Source organism: Pedococcus sp. P3_C7 (assembly GCF_056402615.1).
The window spans coordinates 165,464-182,887 of record NZ_JBFUHC010000004.1 but is presented as its reverse complement, the minus strand read 5'-3'; the positions used below and the strand labels follow the sequence as shown (position 1 = coordinate 182,887).

Sequence of the window (17,424 nt, the reverse complement as noted above, 5' to 3'; positions counted from 1 at the left end):
GGTTAGGCTGCCTCCCATGTGCGGAATCGTCGGATACGTCGGCCCGAACGCGGACGGCAAAGCGCTGGACGTCGTGATGGAGGGGCTGGCCCGCCTCGAGTACCGGGGCTACGACTCGGCGGGCGTCGCCCTGGTCACGACCGACGGGGTCTCGAGCGAGAAGCGCGCCGGCAAGCTGGTCAACCTCCAGGAGGCGCTGGACGCGGACCACCTCCCGGGCGCGACGACGGGCATCGGTCACACCCGCTGGGCGACGCACGGCGGGCCGACCGACCGGAACGCCCACCCGCACCGCGCCGGTGAGGACGGCAAGCTCGCCCTCATCCACAACGGCATCATCGAGAACTTCCACCAGCTCAAGAACGCCCTCCTCGCCGACGGCGCGACCTTCGAGAGCGAGACCGACACCGAGGTCGCAGCCCACCTGGTGGCCCGCGAGTACGCCACCACGGGGGACCTCACCGAGGCCATGCGGAACGTCGTGAACCGCCTGGAGGGCGCCTTCACCCTGCTGGCGGTGCACGCCGACAGCCCCGGCGTCGTCGTCGGAGCCCGACGGAACAGCCCCCTCGTCGTGGGGCTGGGCGAGGGCGAGAACTTCCTTGGCTCGGATGTGGCGGCCTTCATCGGGCACACCCGCAACGCCCTCGAGCTCGGCCAGGACCAGATCGTCACGATCACGCCCGACTCCTACTCGGTGATCGACTTCGACGGCACGCCCGCCGAGGGCAAGCACTACGAGGTCACCTGGGACGCCGCCGCCGCCGAGAAGGGTGGCTACGCGACGTTCATGGAGAAGGAGATCTACGACCAGCCGCACGCCGTCGGCGACACCCTGCTGGGCCGCACCGACATCGACGGGCGACTGGTGCTCGACGACATGTCGATCACCGAGGACCAGCTGCGGGGCGTCGACCGCATCACGATCGTGGCCTGCGGCACCGCGGCCTACGCCGGGATGGTCGCCAAGTACGCCATCGAGCACTGGACCCGGATCCCCGTCGAGGTCTCCCTCGCCCACGAGTTCCGCTACAGCGACCCCATCGCCACGGAACGCACGCTGGTCGTGTCGATCAGCCAGTCCGGCGAGACGATGGACACCCTGATGGCCGTCAAGCACGCCCGCGAGCTGGGCGCGCTCACCCTGTCCATCTGCAACACGCACGGCTCGACCATCCCGCGCGAGTCCGACGCCGTGCTCTACACGCACGCCGGTCCCGAGATCGCGGTCGCCTCGACCAAGGCCTTCCTCGCGCAGATCACCGCCTGCTACATCCTCGGGCTCTACCTCGCACAGCTGCGGGGCGGCACCTTCGCCGACGACGCGCAGTCGGTCATGAAGGAGCTCCACGAGATCCCGGCCAAGCTCGAGGACCTGCTCGGTCGGATGGACCGGGTCAAGGAGATCGCCCGGTTCATGGCCGACACGCGGTCGGTGCTCTTCCTCGGCCGGAACGTCGGCTTCCCCGTTGCCCTCGAGGGAGCGCTCAAGCTAAAGGAGCTCGCCTACATCCACGCCGAGGGGTTCGCGGCGGGTGAGCTCAAGCACGGCCCGATCGCCCTCATCGAGGCTGGGCAGCCGGTCTTCATCGTGGTCCCCGGCCCGGGCACCCCGCACGAGCTGCACAAGAAGGTCGTCTCCAACATCCAGGAGATCCGCGCCCGTGGCGCCCGCACCATCGTGGTCGCCGAGGACGGTGACGAGGACGTGGTGCCCTTCGCCGACGAGGTGATCCGGGTGCCCGCGACGTCGCCGCTGCTGGCGCCGCTGCTGACCGTCGTGCCCCTGCAGGTCTTCGCGCTGCACCTGTCCTCGGCCAAGGGCCTGGACGTCGACCAGCCCCGCAACCTCGCCAAGAGCGTCACCGTCGAGTGATCGGCCACTAGGTGATCGTCGGGGTCGGGATCGACGTCGTCGACGTGGAGCGCTTCGGGCAGACGCTCGAACGCACGCCCGGCCTGCTCGACCGCCTGTTCACCGACGAGGAGCGCTCCCTGCCGCTCAACTCGCTCGCCGCGCGGTTCGCCGCCAAGGAGGCGCTGGCCAAGGCGCTCGGCGCACCCGTCGGCCTCCAGTGGCATGACGCCACGGTGCGACGCGGCGACGACGGCCGCCCACACCTGCAGATCACCGGGACCGTCGAGGCTCGCGCCGAGGCCCTCGGCGTGCACGCGATGCACATCTCGCTGTCGCACGACGCGGGGATCGCCTCGGCCGTCGTCATCGCGGAGGGCTGAGCAGTGCTGAGGGCCTGGTCGGCGCAGCGCGTCCGCGCCGCCGAGGAAGCCCTGATGGGCGAGCTCGCCGAGGGCGAGCTCATGGCACGCGCAGCCGCAGGGCTCGCCGAGGTGTGCCGTGCCCGACTCGAAGCCTCCGGGGGCACCCGCGTCGTGGTCCTCGCCGGGCCGGGCAACAACGGCGCAGATGCGTTGTATGCCGCGGCCCACCTCGCGGAGGACGGCTACGACTGCGTTGCGCTGCAAGGGAACTGGCCTCTGGGCATCGGCGACGCGACCTCGTGGCAGGCGGCCGGCGTGAGGGTCGTGGCCGTGGAGGGCGACTGGGCGGGCCCGCTCGCCGCCGCCGACCTCCTCGTCGACGGGCTGCTGGGGATCGGAGGCAGACCGGGGCTGCCGGAGGCTGCCGTCGCGTGGGTCGACGCCATCCCCGAGTCGGCCTACGTCGTCAGCGTCGACCTGCCGTCGGGTCAGGACCCGGCGGGTGAGAGTGCTTCGGACACAGGGGTTTTCGCCGACGAGACGGTGACCTTCGGCGTGGCCAAGCCGGTGCACCTGCTCCCTGCGACCGAGGCTGCCGTCGGGCGGCTGACGGTCATCGACATCGGGCTCGTGCTGGACGGTCCACCCGACGTCGAACGCCTCGACTTCTCCGACGTGGCGCGCCTCTGGCCGGTCCCCACGGCCACCGACGACAAGTACTCCCGCGGTGTCCTCGGAGTGGTCGCCGGCGGTGAGGACTACACGGGGGCGGCCATCCTGTGCTGCACGGCTGCGGTCGGTGCCGGCCTGGGCATGCTGCGCTACGTCGGCACGCCGACCCCGACCGGCCTGGTCCGGGCGGCCATCCCCGAGGCCGTCCACGGCGAGGGGCGCGTTCAGGCCTGGGTGGTTGGCCCCGGGATCGACACCGCCTCGCGGGCGCGGGGCAGCAAGGCCCAGCTCGATGTCGCCCGCGCCGCCCTGGATTCCGACCTGCCGGTCCTCGTCGACGCTGGCGGTCTGGACCTGGTCGACGGGACGCGCGGAGGACCCATCCTGCTGACCCCTCACGCGGGCGAGCTGTCCCGGCTGCTCACCCGACTCGAGGGCTCCGAGACCACCCGTGAGGCGGTCCAGGCGGACCCGGTCGGCCATGCTCGCCGCGCGGCCGACCTCACCGGCGCCACCGTCCTGCTCAAGGGCGCCACCACCCTCGTCGTGCCACCCACGGGCTCAGGTCTCCCGGTCCGCTCCCAGAACGACGCACCCCCCTGGCTCGCCACGGCTGGAGCCGGTGACGTGCTCGCCGGAGTCTGTGGGGCCCTCCTCGCTGCGGGGCTCTCGCCGCTGGACGCCGGCAGCCTGGGGGCTCTGGTGCACGGCGTCGCCGCGGACGGGGCCAACCCCGGAGGTCCGGTGCGCGCACTCGCCGTCGCCCACGGCATACCCGCGACGGTCGCGCACCTGCTCACGCGCTGACTCCCGCCCTCGTGAAAGACTGGGCGGCGATGAGCAACACCACGATCAGCACCCCCCCAGCCCCGGCCCCGCCGGGGCTGCCCGCGTGCGCCCAGGTGGACCTGTCCGCGATCAGCGCCAACGTCGCGGCCCTCAAGCGCCTGGCCGGCGGCGCCGAGGTGATGGCGGTCGTCAAGGCCGACGCCTACGGCCACGGCCTGGTGCCCAGTGCCCGCGCCGCCCTGCGCGGGGGAGCCGCGTGGCTCGGCGTGGCCCAGCTGCCCGAGGCCGTCGAGCTGCGCCGCGCCGGGATCGAGGCGCCGCTGCTGTCGTGGCTGCACGTGCCCGGCCAGGACTTCGTCGAAGCCGTCGAGCTCGGCATCGACCTCGGCGTCTCCACGACGTGGGCCCTCGACCAGGTGCTGGCCGCCGCCACCACCACGGGACGAACGGCGCGGGTCCACCTCAAGGTCGACACCGGGCTAGGCCGCAACGGCGCCTGGGACTCCGACCTGGACGAGCTGCTGACCACCCTGGCCTCGGCCCAGGCCGAGCGGGCAGTCGAGCTCGTGGGGCTGTTCAGCCACTTCGCCTACGCCGACGCCCCGCAGCACCCGACGGTCAAGGCCCAGCAGGAGCGGTTCGAGGGGATCGTCGACCAAGCTGAGCGCGCCGGCCTGACGCCCGAGGTGAGGCACCTGGCCAACTCGGCGGCCACCCTCACCAACCCGTCTGCCCACTATGACCTCGTGCGTCCGGGAGTCTCCGTCTACGGCCTCTCTCCGGTCCCCGAGCTGGGGGCGCCCGAGGACTTCGGCCTGCGTGAGGCCATGCGGCTCGTCGCCCGGCTGTCCAGCGTGAAGGACTCCCCTGCGGGGCAGGGGGTGTCCTACGGTCACGTCTACACCACGACCCAGGAGACCAGGCTCGGGCTGGTGCCGATGGGCTACAGCGACGGCGKGCCGCGGCACGCCACCAGCGTCGGACCGGTGCAGGTCGGCGGACGCCGGTATGCCGTGGCGGGACGGGTCTGCATGGACCAGTTCGTCCTCGACCTGGGTCCCGACAGCACTGCGCAGGCTGGGGACGAGGCCGTCCTCTTCGGCGTCGGAGTGGCCGGGGAGCCCACCGCGCAGGACTGGGCAGCTGCGATCGACACCATCAACTACGAGATCGTGACGCGAGTCGGCGCCAGGGTGCCTCGGGTCTACCTCGGGGGCGACCTGTGAGCCCCACGAACCGCAGCCTGGCCGGCTTGGGCATCGGTCTGGCCGCCGCCGGCGTCGCCACGGCCGCCGGCATCGCGGCGGGCCGGGTCAGCAAGGAACGCCACGCGCGCCTGTCGGTCCTTGCCCCCGTCGGTGCCTACGCCCACACACCTGACAAGGAGCTCGTCGTCGTCGCGGACGACGGCGTGCCCCTGCACGTCGAGATCGACGAACCGGCGGCCGACACCGCGTCTCCCGAGAAGCCGACGGTGGTCTTCTCCCACGGCTTCTGCCTCAGCCTCGAGAGCTGGGTCCTCCAGCGCAAGGCGCTGGTCAGGGACGGCCACCGCGTGGTCGCGTGGGACCAGCGGGGGCACGGGCGCTCGGGGCGGGGCAGCGAGGCCTCCTGTGACATCGACCAGCTCGGCCGCGACCTGCACCGCGTCATCGAGGAGGCCGCACCCGAGGGGCAGCTCGTCCTCATCGGTCACTCGATGGGTGGCATGACGACGATGGCCCTCGCCGACCAGGACCCGGACCTGATCCGCGACCGTGTGGTCGCGACGGCGTTCGTCGCGACCAGCGCGGGTGGCGCCCAGCTGGTGTCGCTCGGCTTCGGCCAGTACTTCGGCAAGCTCGTGGGCCGCTTCGGCCCGGGGGTCCTTGACCGCCTCTCGTCCCGGCCCGGCCTGGTCCGCACGGCCCTGCGCGCAGGCCGTGACATCGAGGAGTTCCTGGTCGAGCGGTGGAGCTTCGCCTCGCCGGTGCCGCCCATCGCGGTCCGGCTGACCGCAGACATGATCTTCGGCACCCCGCTCGACGTGATGGCGGACTTCCTGCCGACCTTCGACCAGCACGACAAGCGCGATGCCCTCGTGCACTTCCACGGCGTGGAGGTGTTGGTGCTCAACGGAGTTCACGACGTCCTCACCCCTCCTGACCACAGCGAGGAGATCGTCCGTCTCATCCCCGGCGCTGAGCACGTGGTGATCGAGGAGGCCGGGCACATCATCATGCTCGAGCACCCCGAGGTGCTCAACGAGCAGTTCGAGTCGCTCATCGACCGAGGCATGCGGGCGGCCGCCGAGGGTGTGAGGGTCGCACGCAAGCCGCGGGTCCGGCGCACGGTCACCGACCTCGCCAAGCGTCGCAAGGTCGCCAGGGCGCGACGCGGAGAAGGCCGTGCCTGAGCTGACCAGCCCAGACCTGCCCACCGCGGAGGACACCCGGTCGTGGGGGGTGCGCCTCGGTCGCCTGCTGACCGCCGGCGACCTCGTGGTGCTCACCGGTGGGCTCGGTGCCGGCAAGACCACGCTCACGCAGGGCATCGCCGAGGGCATCGACGTGCGTGGCCCGATCACCTCACCCACCTTCGTGATCGCGCGGGTGCACCCGTCCCTGGTGGGCGGGCCGGCACTGGTGCACGTCGACGCCTACCGACTCGGTGGCTTCGCCGAGCTCGACGACCTCGACCTCGACGCGTCGCTGGAGGAGTCGGTGACCGTGGTCGAGTGGGGCCACGGCCTCGCGGAGGACCTCGCCGACGACCGCTTGGAGGTCACGCTGTCCGGGGAGGACACCCGCCGGGCGCGAGTCCAGACCCACGGCGCCCGATGGGTCGATGCCGACCTCACGCCCCTGGGGGCGGCTGGATGAGCCGCGTCGTGCTGTCGATCGACACGTCCACGTCAGTGAGCGTGGCGGTGTCTGTTGGTTCGCGGTGGGCCTTCGGCGGGTCCGACGACCCGCGCGGTCACACCGAGAGCGTCGCGCCCCTCATGCGCGACCTCATGGCCAGTGCCGGGGTTGCCCCATCAGACGTGACGGAGGTCGTCGTGGGCAACGGTCCCGGGCCCTTCACCGGGCTGCGGGTCGGCATCGTGAGCGGGCTGGTCTTCGGGCACGCCCGAGGGATCCCGGTGCACGGAGTGTGCAGCCTCGACGCCCTGGCGCAGCAGGCGGTTCAGGAGGTCGGCGGCGGCGAGTTCCTCGTGGCCACTGACGCGCGACGCAAGGAGGTCTACTGGGCTCGCTACCGGGTCGACCTGGACCAGCCTGAGGAGGACCGGGCCGTGCGCCTCACCGACCCGGCCGTCGCGCGTCCCGCGGACGTGCCCGAGGAGGACCGGATGCTGCCCACGGCCGGTCGTGGCCCCGTGCTCTATCCCGAGCTCTTCCCCCGACCGGTCGAGGTCCTCGACGTCTCGGCAGGGCTGCTGGGCGGCATTGCGCTGCAACGGCTTGCCGCCGGCCTCGAGCTGCCGGTGGAGCCGCTCTACCTGCGCCGCCCCGACGCGCTCACCACCGCCGAGCGGGCCAAGCGGTGACGACGACCATGCGAGACCTGCACTGGACCGACCTCGACGACGTCGTCGCCCTCGAGGGGGAGCTGTTCCCCGAGGATGCGTGGACGCCCGCCTCGCTCTGGGCCGAGCTCGCTGCCCGACCCCGACGTTCCTACGTCGTCGAGGAGGACGCCGACGGAATGATCGTCGGCTATGCCGGCGTCGACCTCGGCGGCGAGGTCGCGGACGTCATGACCATGGCCGTCGCGCCCCGCGCGCAGGGTCGCGGCCTCGGCCGCCAGCTCCTCGAGGAGCTGGTGTCGCGCGCGAGGGCCGACCACGCGGCATACCTCATGCTCGAGGTGCGAGCCGACAACGAACCGGCTCGAAAGCTCTATGAGTCAAGGGGATTCGAGCTGCTGACCATCCGCCACCGTTACTACCAGCCGGGCGACGTGGACGCCCACGTGATGCGGCTGACCCTCCGGGAGATGGCGCCGTGAGCGCCGACCAGCCGCTCGTCCTCGGGCTCGAGACGTCCTGCGACGAGACGGGCGTGGGCATCGTGCGGGGCGAGACCCTGCTGGTCGACGCGATCGCCAGCAGTGTCGACGAGCACGCGAGGTTCGGCGGCGTGGTGCCCGAGGTGGCCAGCCGTGCCCACCTCGAGGCGATGGTGCCGACCATCGAGCGAGCCACTCGCGAGGCGGGCATCAAGCTCGCCGACCTGGACGCGATCGCGGTGACTTCAGGTCCCGGACTCGCCGGCGCGTTGATGGTGGGTGTGGCCGCCGCCAAGTCGCTCGCGGTCGCACTCGGCGTCCCGCTGTACGGCGTCAACCACCTCGCGTCGCACGTCGCCGTCGACATCGTGGAGCACGGCCCGCTGCCCGAACCCACCCTGGCCCTGCTCGTCTCCGGTGGGCACTCGTCCTTGCTGCTCGTGCCCGATGTCACGCACGACATCCAGTCTTTGGGGTCGACGATCGACGACGCGGCGGGGGAGGCGTTCGACAAGGTGGCGCGGGTCCTCGGGCTGCCCTTCCCGGGCGGGCCACCCATCGACCGCATGGCGCGTGAGGGTGACCGGTTCGCGATCGACTTCCCCCGCGGGCTGACGACCGGGCGCGACATGGAGCGCTACCGGTTCGACTTCTCCTTCTCAGGGCTCAAGACCGCCGTGGCCCGCTGGGTGCAGGCGCGCGAGGCGGCGGGGGAGCCCGTGCCGGTGGCCGACGTCGCCGCGTCGTTCCAGGAGGCGGTCACCGACGTGCTGACCCGCAAGGCCGTGCTGGCCTGCAAGGAGCACGGCGTCACGAACCTGCAGATCGGTGGTGGGGTGGCGGCCAACAGCCGGCTGCGCGCCATGGCCCAGGAGCGCTGCGACGCTGCGGGCATCACGCTGCGGGTGCCGCGCCCCGGACTCTGCACCGACAACGGTGCGATGGTCGCATCGCTCGGGGCGCAGATGGTGCTCAAGGGACGAGCGCCCTCAGACCTCGGGCTCCCCGCGGACTCCTCGATGCCCGTGACGCTGGTCCAGTCCTAGCCGGTGACCCGGCAGGTCCTCCCCTGGGGCCCGTAAGCAGTCGGTCAGGAGCACTTCACGAGGCCGAGGTCGGCCTTGAGGTCGAGCACCCTCGCCGCCGCCGCGTCGACCTGGGCCGCGAAGGCCGGGCTGGCGGCCCGCCTGGCGGCGATCGCCTTGAGCATGACCGGCGCCTGCGACGCCCTGGCGGTGAGGACGATGTCGCCACCAGCAGCGATGAAACGGGTCGCCCGCTGGCCGACCGGAATCGACGCCACGGCCTTGGCGGCGCCCACGTCGTCGGTGATCACGACGCCGTCGAAGCCCATCGTGTCGCGAAGCAGCCCGGTGACCACGGCCTTGGAGAACATCGCCTGGTTGTCCGGGTCGAGCTTGGGATAGCGGGCCGAGGAGATCATGACGATCGGTGCGCCGGCACCGACTCCCGCGGCGAACGGCGCCATGTAGGGGTCGCCGGCGTCGGTCGTGCGGTCGGTGATGCCGCTGCTGCTCACGTCGGTGTTGCCGGTGACGCGACCCAGCCCCGGGAAGTGCTTGAGGGTGGGGGCGATGCCGGCGGCGAGGGTGCCGCGGACGAAGGCCGCGGCATACCTCGCGTTGGTCGAGGGCGAACCGGGGGCGAAGTCGCGGCGGTAGCGTCCGATCGGCTGGTTGGCCGCGCCCAGCGACGTGGGCACGGTGTCCGCCACCGGTGCCAGGTTGACGTTGACGCCGGCAGCCGCGAGCTCGCGGGACCACTGCTCGACGTTCGCCTCCTCGCGGGCGACGCCGGTCGTGGCCTGGGTGCGGGCCGAGGGCATCCGGGTGAACCCCGGGCCCCGCAGCTGCTGGACCTGGCCGCCCTCCTGGTCGGCGGCCACCAGCAACCCGTCCGCGGCCGCGGTCCTCAGTCGCTTCGAGATGGTCGCCATCGAGGCGGACCCGCCGGACCACCCGCCGAGGTAGATCACCCCACCCAGCCGCTGGGACTTGATCTGGGCAGCGAGGGCACGTGAGCTGCCGGTCGGCTGGAGCCCGACCATCAGCAGCTGCCCGGCCCGTTGCGGCGCGGTCATCGCGGCAGCGAGCTGCTCGCCACAGGTGGGGGCTGGGGTGGTCGTCGTGCTGGACGTGCTCGAGGGCCCAGAGCTGGAGCTGCTCGGGCTGGTGGCCGACCCCGACGAAGACCCTGAGGTACCCGAAGACCCGCTGCCCGACGACCCGCTGCCCGACGACCCTCCGCCCGCGTCGCACCCTGCGGTCGCCGTGAGCGCCGCGACCGCCAGGCCGACCAGGAGGAGGCGGGCGTGGCGCGCCGGGTGAGCAGTCACGCACGGAACCTACCCCGGCCCCGCGGCCGCGACGAAACCCGGACCGGGCTGCCGCCGCCCCGCCTCTGGCAGGATCGCCACATGGCCATTCCCGTCGTCCTGGACGTCGACACCGGGGTCGACGACGCCTGTGCGCTGTTGCTGGCGGCGCTGCACCCAGCGCTCGACCTGCGTGCCGTGACGTGCGTGGGGGGCAACGCGGCGGTGGACGCCGTCGTGGCCAACACCCTCACCGTGCTGGACGCGGCGGACCGCGCCGACGTCCCGGTCGCCAGGGGTGCCGAACGCCCGTTGCTGGAGGAACCGGTCGACGCCAGGCACGTCCATGGCCGGGACGGGATGGGTGATCTCGACTGGGCGAGGTCCGAGCGCCGGCCCGACTCCCGCCACGCCGTGGAGCTGTTGCGCGACGTGCTCCTGGAGGCTGCCGCCCACGCCGACGACGCCCGCCGGGTCACCCTGATCCCGCTTGCACCGCTCACCAACCTGGCCCTGCTCCTGCGCACCTATCCCAGTGTTGCCAAGGGGATTCGCGAGATCGTCTTCATGGGCGGGGCAGCGCAGGTCGGCAATGCGACAGCCTCGGCCGAGTTCAACGTCTTCCACGACCCGGAGGCCGCGGCAGTCGTGCTCGACGCCTGTGCCGACCTCGACATCCCGCTCACGATGTACGGCCTGGACGTCTTCTACGAGCCAAGGGTCAGCCTCGAGACGGCCCGCACCCTGGCGGCACCGGGTGGTCACGACGCGGCCGAGCTGGCCGGGCGCCTCATCGAGTTCCAGTGTGAGCGGTTCGAGTCACCGGACGCGACGATCGGCGACGCCGGTGCCGTCTGCGCCGTCCTGGAGCCGGGAGGAGTGCGCCGTGAGCGGCTCCCGGTGCGCGTCGAGCTCGCGGGCACCTGGTCCCGCGGACGCACGATCGTCGACAGGCGGGAGTGGTCAGGTGGCCTCGCCCACGACCCCCACGGCCAGGCCCGGTCCACCATCGACGTCTGCCTCGAGGTCGACGGCCAGCGCTACGCCACCCTGTGGCTCGACACCGTCAGCGGCGGGAGGCGCTGATGGGGCGGGTGGTCGTCCTCGGCTCGCTCAACGTCGACCTCGTCGCCGCGGTCGAGCGCCACCCGGGGCCGGGGGAGACCGTCCTCGCCGACGGCCCGCTGCACCGGTTCGCGGGCGGGAAGGGCGGCAACCAGGCCGTCGCGGCTGCCGCGGCCGGTGCGACAGTGGGGCTGGTCGGCGCCGTCGGGTCGGACGACGCAGGCCAGGCCTACCTGCAGCGGCTTCGCTCCCGCGGGATCGACGTCTCGGCCGTGCGCGTCGTCGACGGCACCCCCACCGGCCAGGCGTGGATCACCGTCGACGACGACGGCGAGAACTCCATCGTGGTCATCCCCGGCGCCAACGCCCACGTCTCGGTCGACGACCTGCCAGACCACTTGTCCGACCTCGAGACCGGCGACGTCCTGCTGGTCCAGCTCGAGGTGCCGCTGCGGACCGTCGCAGCTGCCGTGCGCGCCGCCCACGGGCGCGGCGCCCGCGTGGTCCTCAACGCAGCCCCGTATGCCGCCCTGCCGCGCGACGTCGTGGCCCTCGCCGACCCGCTCGTGGTCAACGAGCACGAGGCGCTCCAGCTGGCCGACAGCGATGCCGCCCCGACCTCGGTGCTGGTGACCTTCGGTGCAGCCGGGTGCAGCTGGGACGGGGAGCGGTCGGACGGCATACCCGTGGACGAGGCGGAGGTGGTCGACACGACCGGCGCGGGCGACGCGTTCTGTGGGGCGCTGGCGGCGGCACTGGCGAGCGGAGCGAAACGAGAGGCGGCCGTGAGGGCAGCGAGCCAGGCCGGCGCGGATGCGGTCCGTCACCGCGGTGCCCAGCTCGACCCCGAGCTCTAGCCAGACCAGCCAGTCCGTCTGCGACTTCGGGCCATCAGTGGCTCACGAGACACGGGCAAGCCCGCCCGCGTGCCACACCGGTGGCCAGGAGTCGAGACGGCGGTCTAGTAGACCGAGACGTGCACGTGGTCGTAGTGGTTGGCCGTGGGGCTGCCACGGTCCGCCATGGCCTCCCAGGTGCCGCCCGGATTCCAGATGCGCTGACGCCAGATGAGGTACTTGATGTTGAGGGCCCCGGCATTGGCCTGCAGGAAGCTGGCGATCTCGTTGCCCTCGGCCGTGCTGCACATGATGTCGACGGCGTGACCGCTGCCGTGGTCTCCCGGGTCGCCCGCGCGGAACCCGCCGAACGGCCCGGAGCCGGGGAACTGCTTCTTGACGGCGTTGATGACGGCGATCGCGTTCGGCGTCATGCCACCGACGTTGGACAGGCCCGCGCGTGAGGTGTTGCGCGAGACCGCCGTGGTCGTGCGATCGGCCGTCGGGCTCGCTGAGGCCCGCGGCTTGCTCCGCGCGGCCGACTCGGCCTGCGCGGTGAACCCGATGACGCCGTAGCGGGTGACCCGCGCCGGTGCGGACACGGCCTCGGCCCGCGCCTCGACCGGAGGCCGAACCTGTGCGGACGTGAGCTCGAGGGTCGGGATCGACGCCGGGGCCGCGAAGGCGGTGGCCACGCCGAGAGCCGAGGCGGCGACACCGAGACCCTTGAGCGCAGACCGGTGGCTGGGGCGTCGCCAGAGGCCGGACAGCACCGCGGCGCGGCGGGTCCTGGTTGCTCGATGGCGGCCGGAGCCGGTGGTGTGAGGGGAAGGCATCGCGGTCGAGGATACGAGATGGTAACGGCGCAGGGCGAACTCCGGGCCATTTCGGGCACGGCTTGACCAGGGGTGCGTGCAGTTGCCTCCGGTTGCCGCGCCGGTCAGGCGGGTCGGACGATGATCGCGACCTGGTTGCTGCGCACGCGGGTGAGGATCACGATCGCCTCGTTGTGCCCCTTCGCGGGCAGTCGCAGCTGTCGTCGCAGCAGGTCCGCGTCGACGCTGACGCCGCGCTTCTTGATGGTCAGCCGGTCGATGCCGTGGTCGCGGAGCCAGCCGCGCAACGCCTTGACGTTGAACGGCATCGCCTCCACCACGGCATACCGCTTGGCGAAGGGGACGTCGACGGACCGGCTCGACCCGACGTAGCCGACGCCGGCGTCCAGCTCGGCCCCGTCGGTCGCGGCCGTGAGTGCACCCACCAGACCGGCGCGCAGCACTGCCTTGTCAGGTTCGTAGAGCCAGCCACCCACGTCGGCGAGGTTCTGTAGCGGTGGAGCGGTGCCGTCCCCCTCTGCCTCGGTCACGACCACGGCTGGCCCGGCCTCGCGCAGCAGGGCGGCGGTGCGCCCACCAGTCCGCACCAGCGGTCCCCACCACACGGCACACTCGACGACGTCGCCCTCCCAGGACGTCCACTGCGCCTCCGCGCCCGGAGGCAGGGCCGCGTGCGGGAAGCCGGGGCTCAGCTTGGCCCCGGTGGCCGGCAGTGCGCGGGCCACCTCCTGGACGGTGGTCCAGCTCGGCGAGATCTCGGCGAGGTTGAAGATCCTGCGGGTACGGCCGCTCACGTCGGCGACGCCGGGCGTGCGTCGCGCCGGGTCGAGCCACGCCCCCACGCCGCGCGCCCCCTCACCAGCCGGCGCGGTGAACTCCTCCGCCACCCCTTGGTATGCCGTGGAGTCCGGCCAGTGCCGCAGGTTCACCGCGGCGATCCCCGCGGTGACCTCGTCGGCGTCGATGGCCCTGACCCGCAGGTCGAGGCCCGCCATCGCCATGGCGTCCGAACCGATGCCGCACCCGAGGTCGTGCACCGTGTGGATGCCGGCGGCCCGGAAGCGCTGGGCGTGCTGAGCGGCCACCGCCAGCCGGGTCGCCTGCTCGAGCCCATCGGAGGTGAGCACCATCCCGCGGGCGAACTCGCCGAACTTGTCCTGGGCCTTGGCTCGCAGCCGGGCCTGGTTCAGGGCAGCTGCGACGAGGTCCGGCTCGAACCCCGCCGTGCGCAGTCGCTGCTGCAGTCCCAAGGCGGCCGACTCGTCGTACGGCGGGAGGGACTGCAGCAGACCCCAGCCCTCGCCGGTGGTCAGCCGTCGCAGCAGGGCCAGATCCATGCCCGGCATTCTGTCGTACGCCCGGGCGGTGGGTGGACTACGGGCGTCGCCATTCGTAGGGGGTCGTGGTCGAGACCTTGAGGAAGCCGGAGCGCTCGAGGATCGGCCGGGAGAACTCGGTCGAGTCGCTGTTGATGTAGCGCTTGCCGTGGCCGATGGCCGAGCGTGCGCGGGCGGAGGTCAGGGCTCGGTAGATCCCCCGTCCGCGGAACTCGGGCCGGGTGGCGCCGCCCCAGATGCCGGCGAACTCGGTGCCGGCGACGGGCTCGAGCCGTCCGGCGCTGACGATCTGGCCGTCGTGCTCGGCCACCCACATCTCCATGTCGTCGCGGGTCCGCAGCCGGTGCAGGACCTGGTCCGCGTGGTCCTTGGCCTCCTTGGCGTCGTCGCCGAACACCTCCGCCTGCATGGAGCACATCGCCCGGATGTCGCCCTCGTCGGTTACCCGTCGGATGGCGACGCCGTCGGGCAGCGCGACGTCGACGGCGAGCAGGCGGGCCTCGCCGATCATGATCGACTCGGGTTCGTCGGGGGTGAAACCGCGTGCGACCAGGGCCTCGTGCAGGCCGGGGGCGTGGTCGTGGCCCCGGGACTTCCACTCGACGGCCGTGATCTCGGGCATCGCCTCGTAGTGCGCGAGCGCCCCATCCACGAGCTGTGCGACCGACTCCCTCGTGGCCGGACCGGCGTCGGTGTCGAGGGTGCGGTAGGTGATGAAGCCGTGCCCACCCATGAACGTCGCGAGCACGAGGGGGCCGAGCCGGGCGGTGGCCAGTGACGAGGGCACCTCACGCTCCTCGCGCAGCTGCTCGTCGTACGCTCGCAGCAGCTCGGCGGACGTCTCGTCGGCGTTGTCGGCAGAGGTTTCCTGGGTGTCGGTCACGTGGCCGACACTGCCGCCCGCGGGGCCGACCGGGCAACTGGTTTGTCGGTCGCGCAGTCCTCCGTCGTCCGCTCGTGGCGAACGCGCCGACAAACTCTGGCACTCGAGTTGACCGAGTGCTAACCGCGAGCCTAGATTTGCGTTGGCACTCCGGTTCGCCGAGTGCTAACGCAGCCAGTCGGTCGATCCCCGCGACGGCGACCGCCAGGCAGTGACTTCTGGGCCAGAGCAACTTCTGTGCCAGAGCAAGCAGAGCACCACAGCACGACCAGCACCATCCACCTGTCCATCTTCGACATTCCCGAAGGGGAGGTCATCATCGTGTCGGTTTCCATCAAGCCGCTCGAAGACCGCATCGTCGTCAAGTCCGTCGAGGCCGAGCAGACCACCGCGTCTGGCCTCGTCATCCCGGACACCGCCAAGGAGAAGCCCCAGGAGGGCGAGGTCCTCGCGATCGGTCCCGGCCGGATCGACGACAACGGCAACCGCGTCCCGCTCGACGTCACCGTCGGCGACCGGGTCATCTACAGCAAGTACGGCGGCACCGAGATCAAGCACGGCGGCGAGGAGTACCTCATCCTCTCCGCCCGCGACGTCCTCGCCATCGTCGGCTGAGCATCCGCACCGCGTGAGTGACGTGCCCTGTATGCCGGCCTGCCGGCATACAGGGCACGTTGCCTTCAATCCCTCCTGAACCCGATTGCTAGAGAAGGACTTTCATGGCTAAGACGCTGGAGTTCAACGACTCCGCCCGCAAGTCGCTTGAGCGCGGAGTTGACGCGCTCGCGAACGCGGTCAAGGTGACGCTCGGCCCGAAGGGCCGCAACGTCGTCATCGACAAGAAGTGGGGCGCCCCCACGATCACCAACGACGGCGTGACCATCGCCCGCGAGATCGAGCTCGAGGACCCCTACGAGAACCTCGGCGCCCAGCTCGCGAAGGAGGTCGCCACCAAGACCAACGACATCGCTGGTGACGGCACCACGACGGCCACCGTGCTCGCCCAGGCCATGGTCAAGGAGGGCCTGCGCAACGTTGCCGCAGGTGCCGCCCCGGCCAGCCTGAAGCGCGGCATCGACGCAGCGGTCCAGGCAGTGAGCGCCAAGCTGCTCGAGACGGCTCGCGAGATCGAGGGCAAGGAAGAGATCGCCCAGGTCGCCGCGCTGTCCGCCCAGGACGAGACGATCGGGTCGACCATCGCCGAGGCGTTCGACAAGGTCGGCAAGGACGGTGTCATCACCGTCGAGGAGTCGTCGACGGCGACCACCGAGCTCGAGTTCACCGAAGGCATGCAGTTCGACAAGGGCTACATCTCGCCCTACTTCGTCTCCGACGCCGAGCGCATGGAGGCCGTGGTCGAGGACGCCTACATCCTCATCAACCAGGGCAAGATCTCGGCCATCGCCGACGTCCTGCCGGTGCTGGAGAAGGTCATCAAGACCGGCAAGCCGCTGCTGATCATCGCCGAGGACATCGACGGCGAAGCGCTGTCGACCCTCGTCGTCAACAAGATCCGCGGCACGTTCAACGTGGTCGCGGTCAAGGCCCCCGGCTTCGGCGACCGTCGCAAGGCGATGCTGCAGGACATGGCGACCCTCACCGGTGGCCAGGTCATCTCCGAGGAGGTCGGCCTCAAGCTCGACCAGGCTGACCTGGACGTGCTGGGCCAGGCCCGTCGCGTCGTCGTCACCAAGGACAACACCACGATCATCGACGGCGCCGGCAAGCCCGACGACGTCACCGGCCGGGTCAACCAGCTCAAGGCCGAGATCGAGCGCACCGACTCCGACTGGGACCGCGAGAAGCTCCAGGAGCGCCTCGCCAAGCTCGCCGGTGGGGTCTGCGTCATCAAGGTGGGTGCCCACACTGAGGTGGAGCTCAAGGAGAAGAAGCACCGCATCGAGGACGCCATCTCGGCGACCCGCGCGGCCATCGAGGAGGGCATCGTCGCCGGTGGCGGCTCCGCCCTCGTCCACGCCTCCACCGTCATCGACGACCTCGACCTCGAGGGCGACGAGGCGACCGGTGCGCTCATCGTCAAGAAGGCCTCGGCCGAGCCGCTGCGCTGGATCGCCGAGAACGCCGGCATGGAGGGCTACGTCGCCGTCTCCAAGGTGCGCGAGCTCAGCCCGGGCAACGGCCTCAACGCCGCGACCGGTGAGTACGGCGACCTGATCAAGGCCGGCGTCATCGACCCGGTCAAGGTCACCCGCTCCGCCCTGGTCAATGCCGCCTCGATCGCGTCGATGGTGCTCACCACCGACACGCTCGTCGTGGAGAAGAAGGAAGACGAGGACGGCCAGGCCGCCGGCGGCCACGGTCACGGCCACGGTCACTGACCGGGCGCAGCAGGTCGTTCAGGACTGACGACGCGCGGCGCTGAGCTGCGCGGCATACCTCACGAAGGCCCGTCCCCACTGCGGGGGCGGGCCTTCGTCGTGCGCTGACCCGCGTTGAC

The 17,424-nt window shown here is 71.6% G+C and carries 18 protein-coding genes; 14 read left to right on the top strand and 4 right to left on the bottom strand.

Translation table 11 applies throughout. The features are described from left to right. The first annotated feature begins 16 nt into the window (after positions 1-16). Genes glmS through tsaD form a run of 9 tightly spaced genes read left to right on the top strand, consistent with a single transcriptional unit; the run spans position 17 to position 8,720 of the window. A complete protein-coding gene (gene glmS / locus AC1DS4_RS06840; protein WP_477614752.1) occupies positions 17-1,876 on the top strand; it encodes a glutamine--fructose-6-phosphate transaminase (isomerizing) in 1,860 nt (619 codons plus the stop codon). A gap of 11 nt (positions 1,877-1,887) precedes the next feature. Then, the gene (locus tag AC1DS4_RS06835) at positions 1,888-2,238 is read left to right on the top strand and encodes a holo-ACP synthase (protein ID WP_477633092.1); all 351 of its coding nucleotides are present in this window, start codon (positions 1,888-1,890) and stop codon (positions 2,236-2,238) included. A 3-nt stretch (positions 2,239-2,241) separates the two neighbouring features. Further along, on the top strand, positions 2,242-3,699 hold the full coding sequence (locus tag AC1DS4_RS06830) for a bifunctional ADP-dependent NAD(P)H-hydrate dehydratase/NAD(P)H-hydrate epimerase (protein ID WP_477633093.1): 1,458 nt from the start codon (positions 2,242-2,244) through the stop codon (positions 3,697-3,699). Between the two features lie 29 nt (positions 3,700-3,728). Beyond that, positions 3,729-4,907, top strand: a complete 1,179-nt coding sequence (alr, locus tag AC1DS4_RS06825; RefSeq protein ID WP_477646010.1) for an alanine racemase — start codon at positions 3,729-3,731, stop codon at positions 4,905-4,907. Continuing rightward, the gene (locus AC1DS4_RS06820) at positions 4,904-6,076 is read left to right on the top strand and encodes an alpha/beta fold hydrolase (RefSeq protein ID WP_477614755.1); all 1,173 of its coding nucleotides are present in this window, start codon (positions 4,904-4,906) and stop codon (positions 6,074-6,076) included. The genes alr and AC1DS4_RS06820 overlap by 4 nt, the downstream gene beginning before the upstream one ends. Continuing rightward, positions 6,069-6,542 (top strand): tRNA (adenosine(37)-N6)-threonylcarbamoyltransferase complex ATPase subunit type 1 TsaE, encoded by a 474-nt coding sequence (gene tsaE / locus AC1DS4_RS06815; protein ID WP_477633094.1) that lies wholly within the window; start codon positions 6,069-6,071, stop codon positions 6,540-6,542. The genes AC1DS4_RS06820 and tsaE overlap by 8 nt, the downstream gene beginning before the upstream one ends. Continuing rightward, positions 6,539-7,213 (top strand): tRNA (adenosine(37)-N6)-threonylcarbamoyltransferase complex dimerization subunit type 1 TsaB, encoded by a 675-nt coding sequence (tsaB, locus tag AC1DS4_RS06810; protein WP_477633095.1) that lies wholly within the window; start codon positions 6,539-6,541, stop codon positions 7,211-7,213. The genes tsaE and tsaB overlap by 4 nt, the downstream gene beginning before the upstream one ends. Next, positions 7,210-7,674, top strand: a complete 465-nt coding sequence (gene rimI / locus AC1DS4_RS06805; RefSeq protein WP_477633096.1) for a ribosomal protein S18-alanine N-acetyltransferase — start codon at positions 7,210-7,212, stop codon at positions 7,672-7,674. The genes tsaB and rimI overlap by 4 nt, the downstream gene beginning before the upstream one ends. Continuing rightward, positions 7,671-8,720 (top strand): tRNA (adenosine(37)-N6)-threonylcarbamoyltransferase complex transferase subunit TsaD, encoded by a 1,050-nt coding sequence (tsaD, locus tag AC1DS4_RS06800; RefSeq protein WP_477614759.1) that lies wholly within the window; start codon positions 7,671-7,673, stop codon positions 8,718-8,720. The genes rimI and tsaD overlap by 4 nt, the downstream gene beginning before the upstream one ends. 44 nt (positions 8,721-8,764) lie before the next feature. Here the strand turns inward: tsaD and AC1DS4_RS06795 are convergent, their stop codons facing one another. Next, complete coding sequence (locus AC1DS4_RS06795; protein WP_477633097.1) at positions 8,765-9,775, bottom strand: glycoside hydrolase family 3 N-terminal domain-containing protein; 1,011 nt, start codon at positions 9,773-9,775, stop codon at positions 8,765-8,767. 37 nt (positions 9,776-9,812) lie between these two features. On the opposite strand from AC1DS4_RS06795, the gene AC1DS4_RS06790 reads away from it, so the two are divergent. The 3 genes from AC1DS4_RS06790 (at position 9,813) to AC1DS4_RS06780 (ending at position 11,931) form a co-directional block, all read left to right on the top strand. Then, a complete protein-coding gene (locus AC1DS4_RS06790) occupies positions 9,813-10,022 on the top strand; it encodes a hypothetical protein (RefSeq protein WP_477633098.1) in 210 nt (69 codons plus the stop codon). A gap of 89 nt (positions 10,023-10,111) precedes the next feature. After that, entirely contained in the window at positions 10,112-11,095 is a 984-nt protein-coding gene (locus tag AC1DS4_RS06785; protein ID WP_477633099.1) for a nucleoside hydrolase, read from the top strand. Then, the gene (locus AC1DS4_RS06780; RefSeq protein WP_477633100.1) at positions 11,095-11,931 is read left to right on the top strand and encodes a ribokinase; all 837 of its coding nucleotides are present in this window, start codon (positions 11,095-11,097) and stop codon (positions 11,929-11,931) included. Before AC1DS4_RS06785 ends, AC1DS4_RS06780 begins: the two co-directional genes overlap by 1 nt. A gap of 104 nt (positions 11,932-12,035) precedes the next feature. Here the strand turns inward: AC1DS4_RS06780 and AC1DS4_RS06775 are convergent, their stop codons facing one another. The 3 genes from AC1DS4_RS06775 to AC1DS4_RS06765 form a co-directional block, all read right to left on the bottom strand. After that, positions 12,036-12,746, bottom strand: coding sequence for a VldE C-terminal domain-containing protein (locus AC1DS4_RS06775; RefSeq protein WP_477633101.1), 711 nt, complete (start codon positions 12,744-12,746; stop codon positions 12,036-12,038). Between the two features lie 104 nt (positions 12,747-12,850). Continuing rightward, positions 12,851-14,083, bottom strand: a complete 1,233-nt coding sequence (locus AC1DS4_RS06770) for a class I SAM-dependent methyltransferase (RefSeq protein ID WP_477633102.1) — start codon at positions 14,081-14,083, stop codon at positions 12,851-12,853. Positions 14,084-14,120: 37 nt separating this feature from the next. Further along, positions 14,121-14,966, bottom strand: coding sequence for a GNAT family N-acetyltransferase (locus AC1DS4_RS06765; protein ID WP_477633103.1), 846 nt, complete (start codon positions 14,964-14,966; stop codon positions 14,121-14,123). A gap of 321 nt (positions 14,967-15,287) precedes the next feature. On the opposite strand from AC1DS4_RS06765, the gene groES reads away from it, so the two are divergent. Together groES and groL are read left to right on the top strand one after the other, a co-directional pair. Beyond that, a complete protein-coding gene (groES, locus tag AC1DS4_RS06760) occupies positions 15,288-15,581 on the top strand; it encodes a co-chaperone GroES (RefSeq protein ID WP_056882342.1) in 294 nt (97 codons plus the stop codon). A 104-nt stretch (positions 15,582-15,685) separates the two neighbouring features. Beyond that, positions 15,686-17,305 carry a chaperonin GroEL gene (groL, locus tag AC1DS4_RS06755; RefSeq protein WP_477633104.1) on the top strand — a complete coding sequence of 540 codons (1,620 nt, stop codon included), beginning with the start codon at positions 15,686-15,688 and terminating at the stop codon, positions 17,303-17,305. The last annotated feature ends 119 nt before the right edge of the window (positions 17,306-17,424 follow it).

Coding starts and splice junctions, on each gene's coding strand:
- AC1DS4_RS06785 (WP_477633099.1), top strand. CDS start 10,112: ATGGCCATTCCCGTCGTCCTGGACGTCGACACCGGGGTCGACGACGCC.
- tsaB (WP_477633095.1), top strand. CDS start 6,539: ATGAGCCGCGTCGTGCTGTCGATCGACACGTCCACGTCAGTGAGCGTG.
- AC1DS4_RS06770 (WP_477633102.1), bottom strand. CDS start 14,083: ATGGATCTGGCCCTGCTGCGACGGCTGACCACCGGCGAGGGCTGGGGT.
- AC1DS4_RS06780 (WP_477633100.1), top strand. CDS start 11,095: ATGGGGCGGGTGGTCGTCCTCGGCTCGCTCAACGTCGACCTCGTCGCC.
- glmS (WP_477614752.1), top strand. CDS start 17: ATGTGCGGAATCGTCGGATACGTCGGCCCGAACGCGGACGGCAAAGCG.
- AC1DS4_RS06775 (WP_477633101.1), bottom strand. CDS start 12,746: ATGCCTTCCCCTCACACCACCGGCTCCGGCCGCCATCGAGCAACCAGG.
- groL (WP_477633104.1), top strand. CDS start 15,686: ATGGCTAAGACGCTGGAGTTCAACGACTCCGCCCGCAAGTCGCTTGAG.
- AC1DS4_RS06795 (WP_477633097.1), bottom strand. CDS start 9,775: ATGACCGCGCCGCAACGGGCCGGGCAGCTGCTGATGGTCGGGCTCCAG.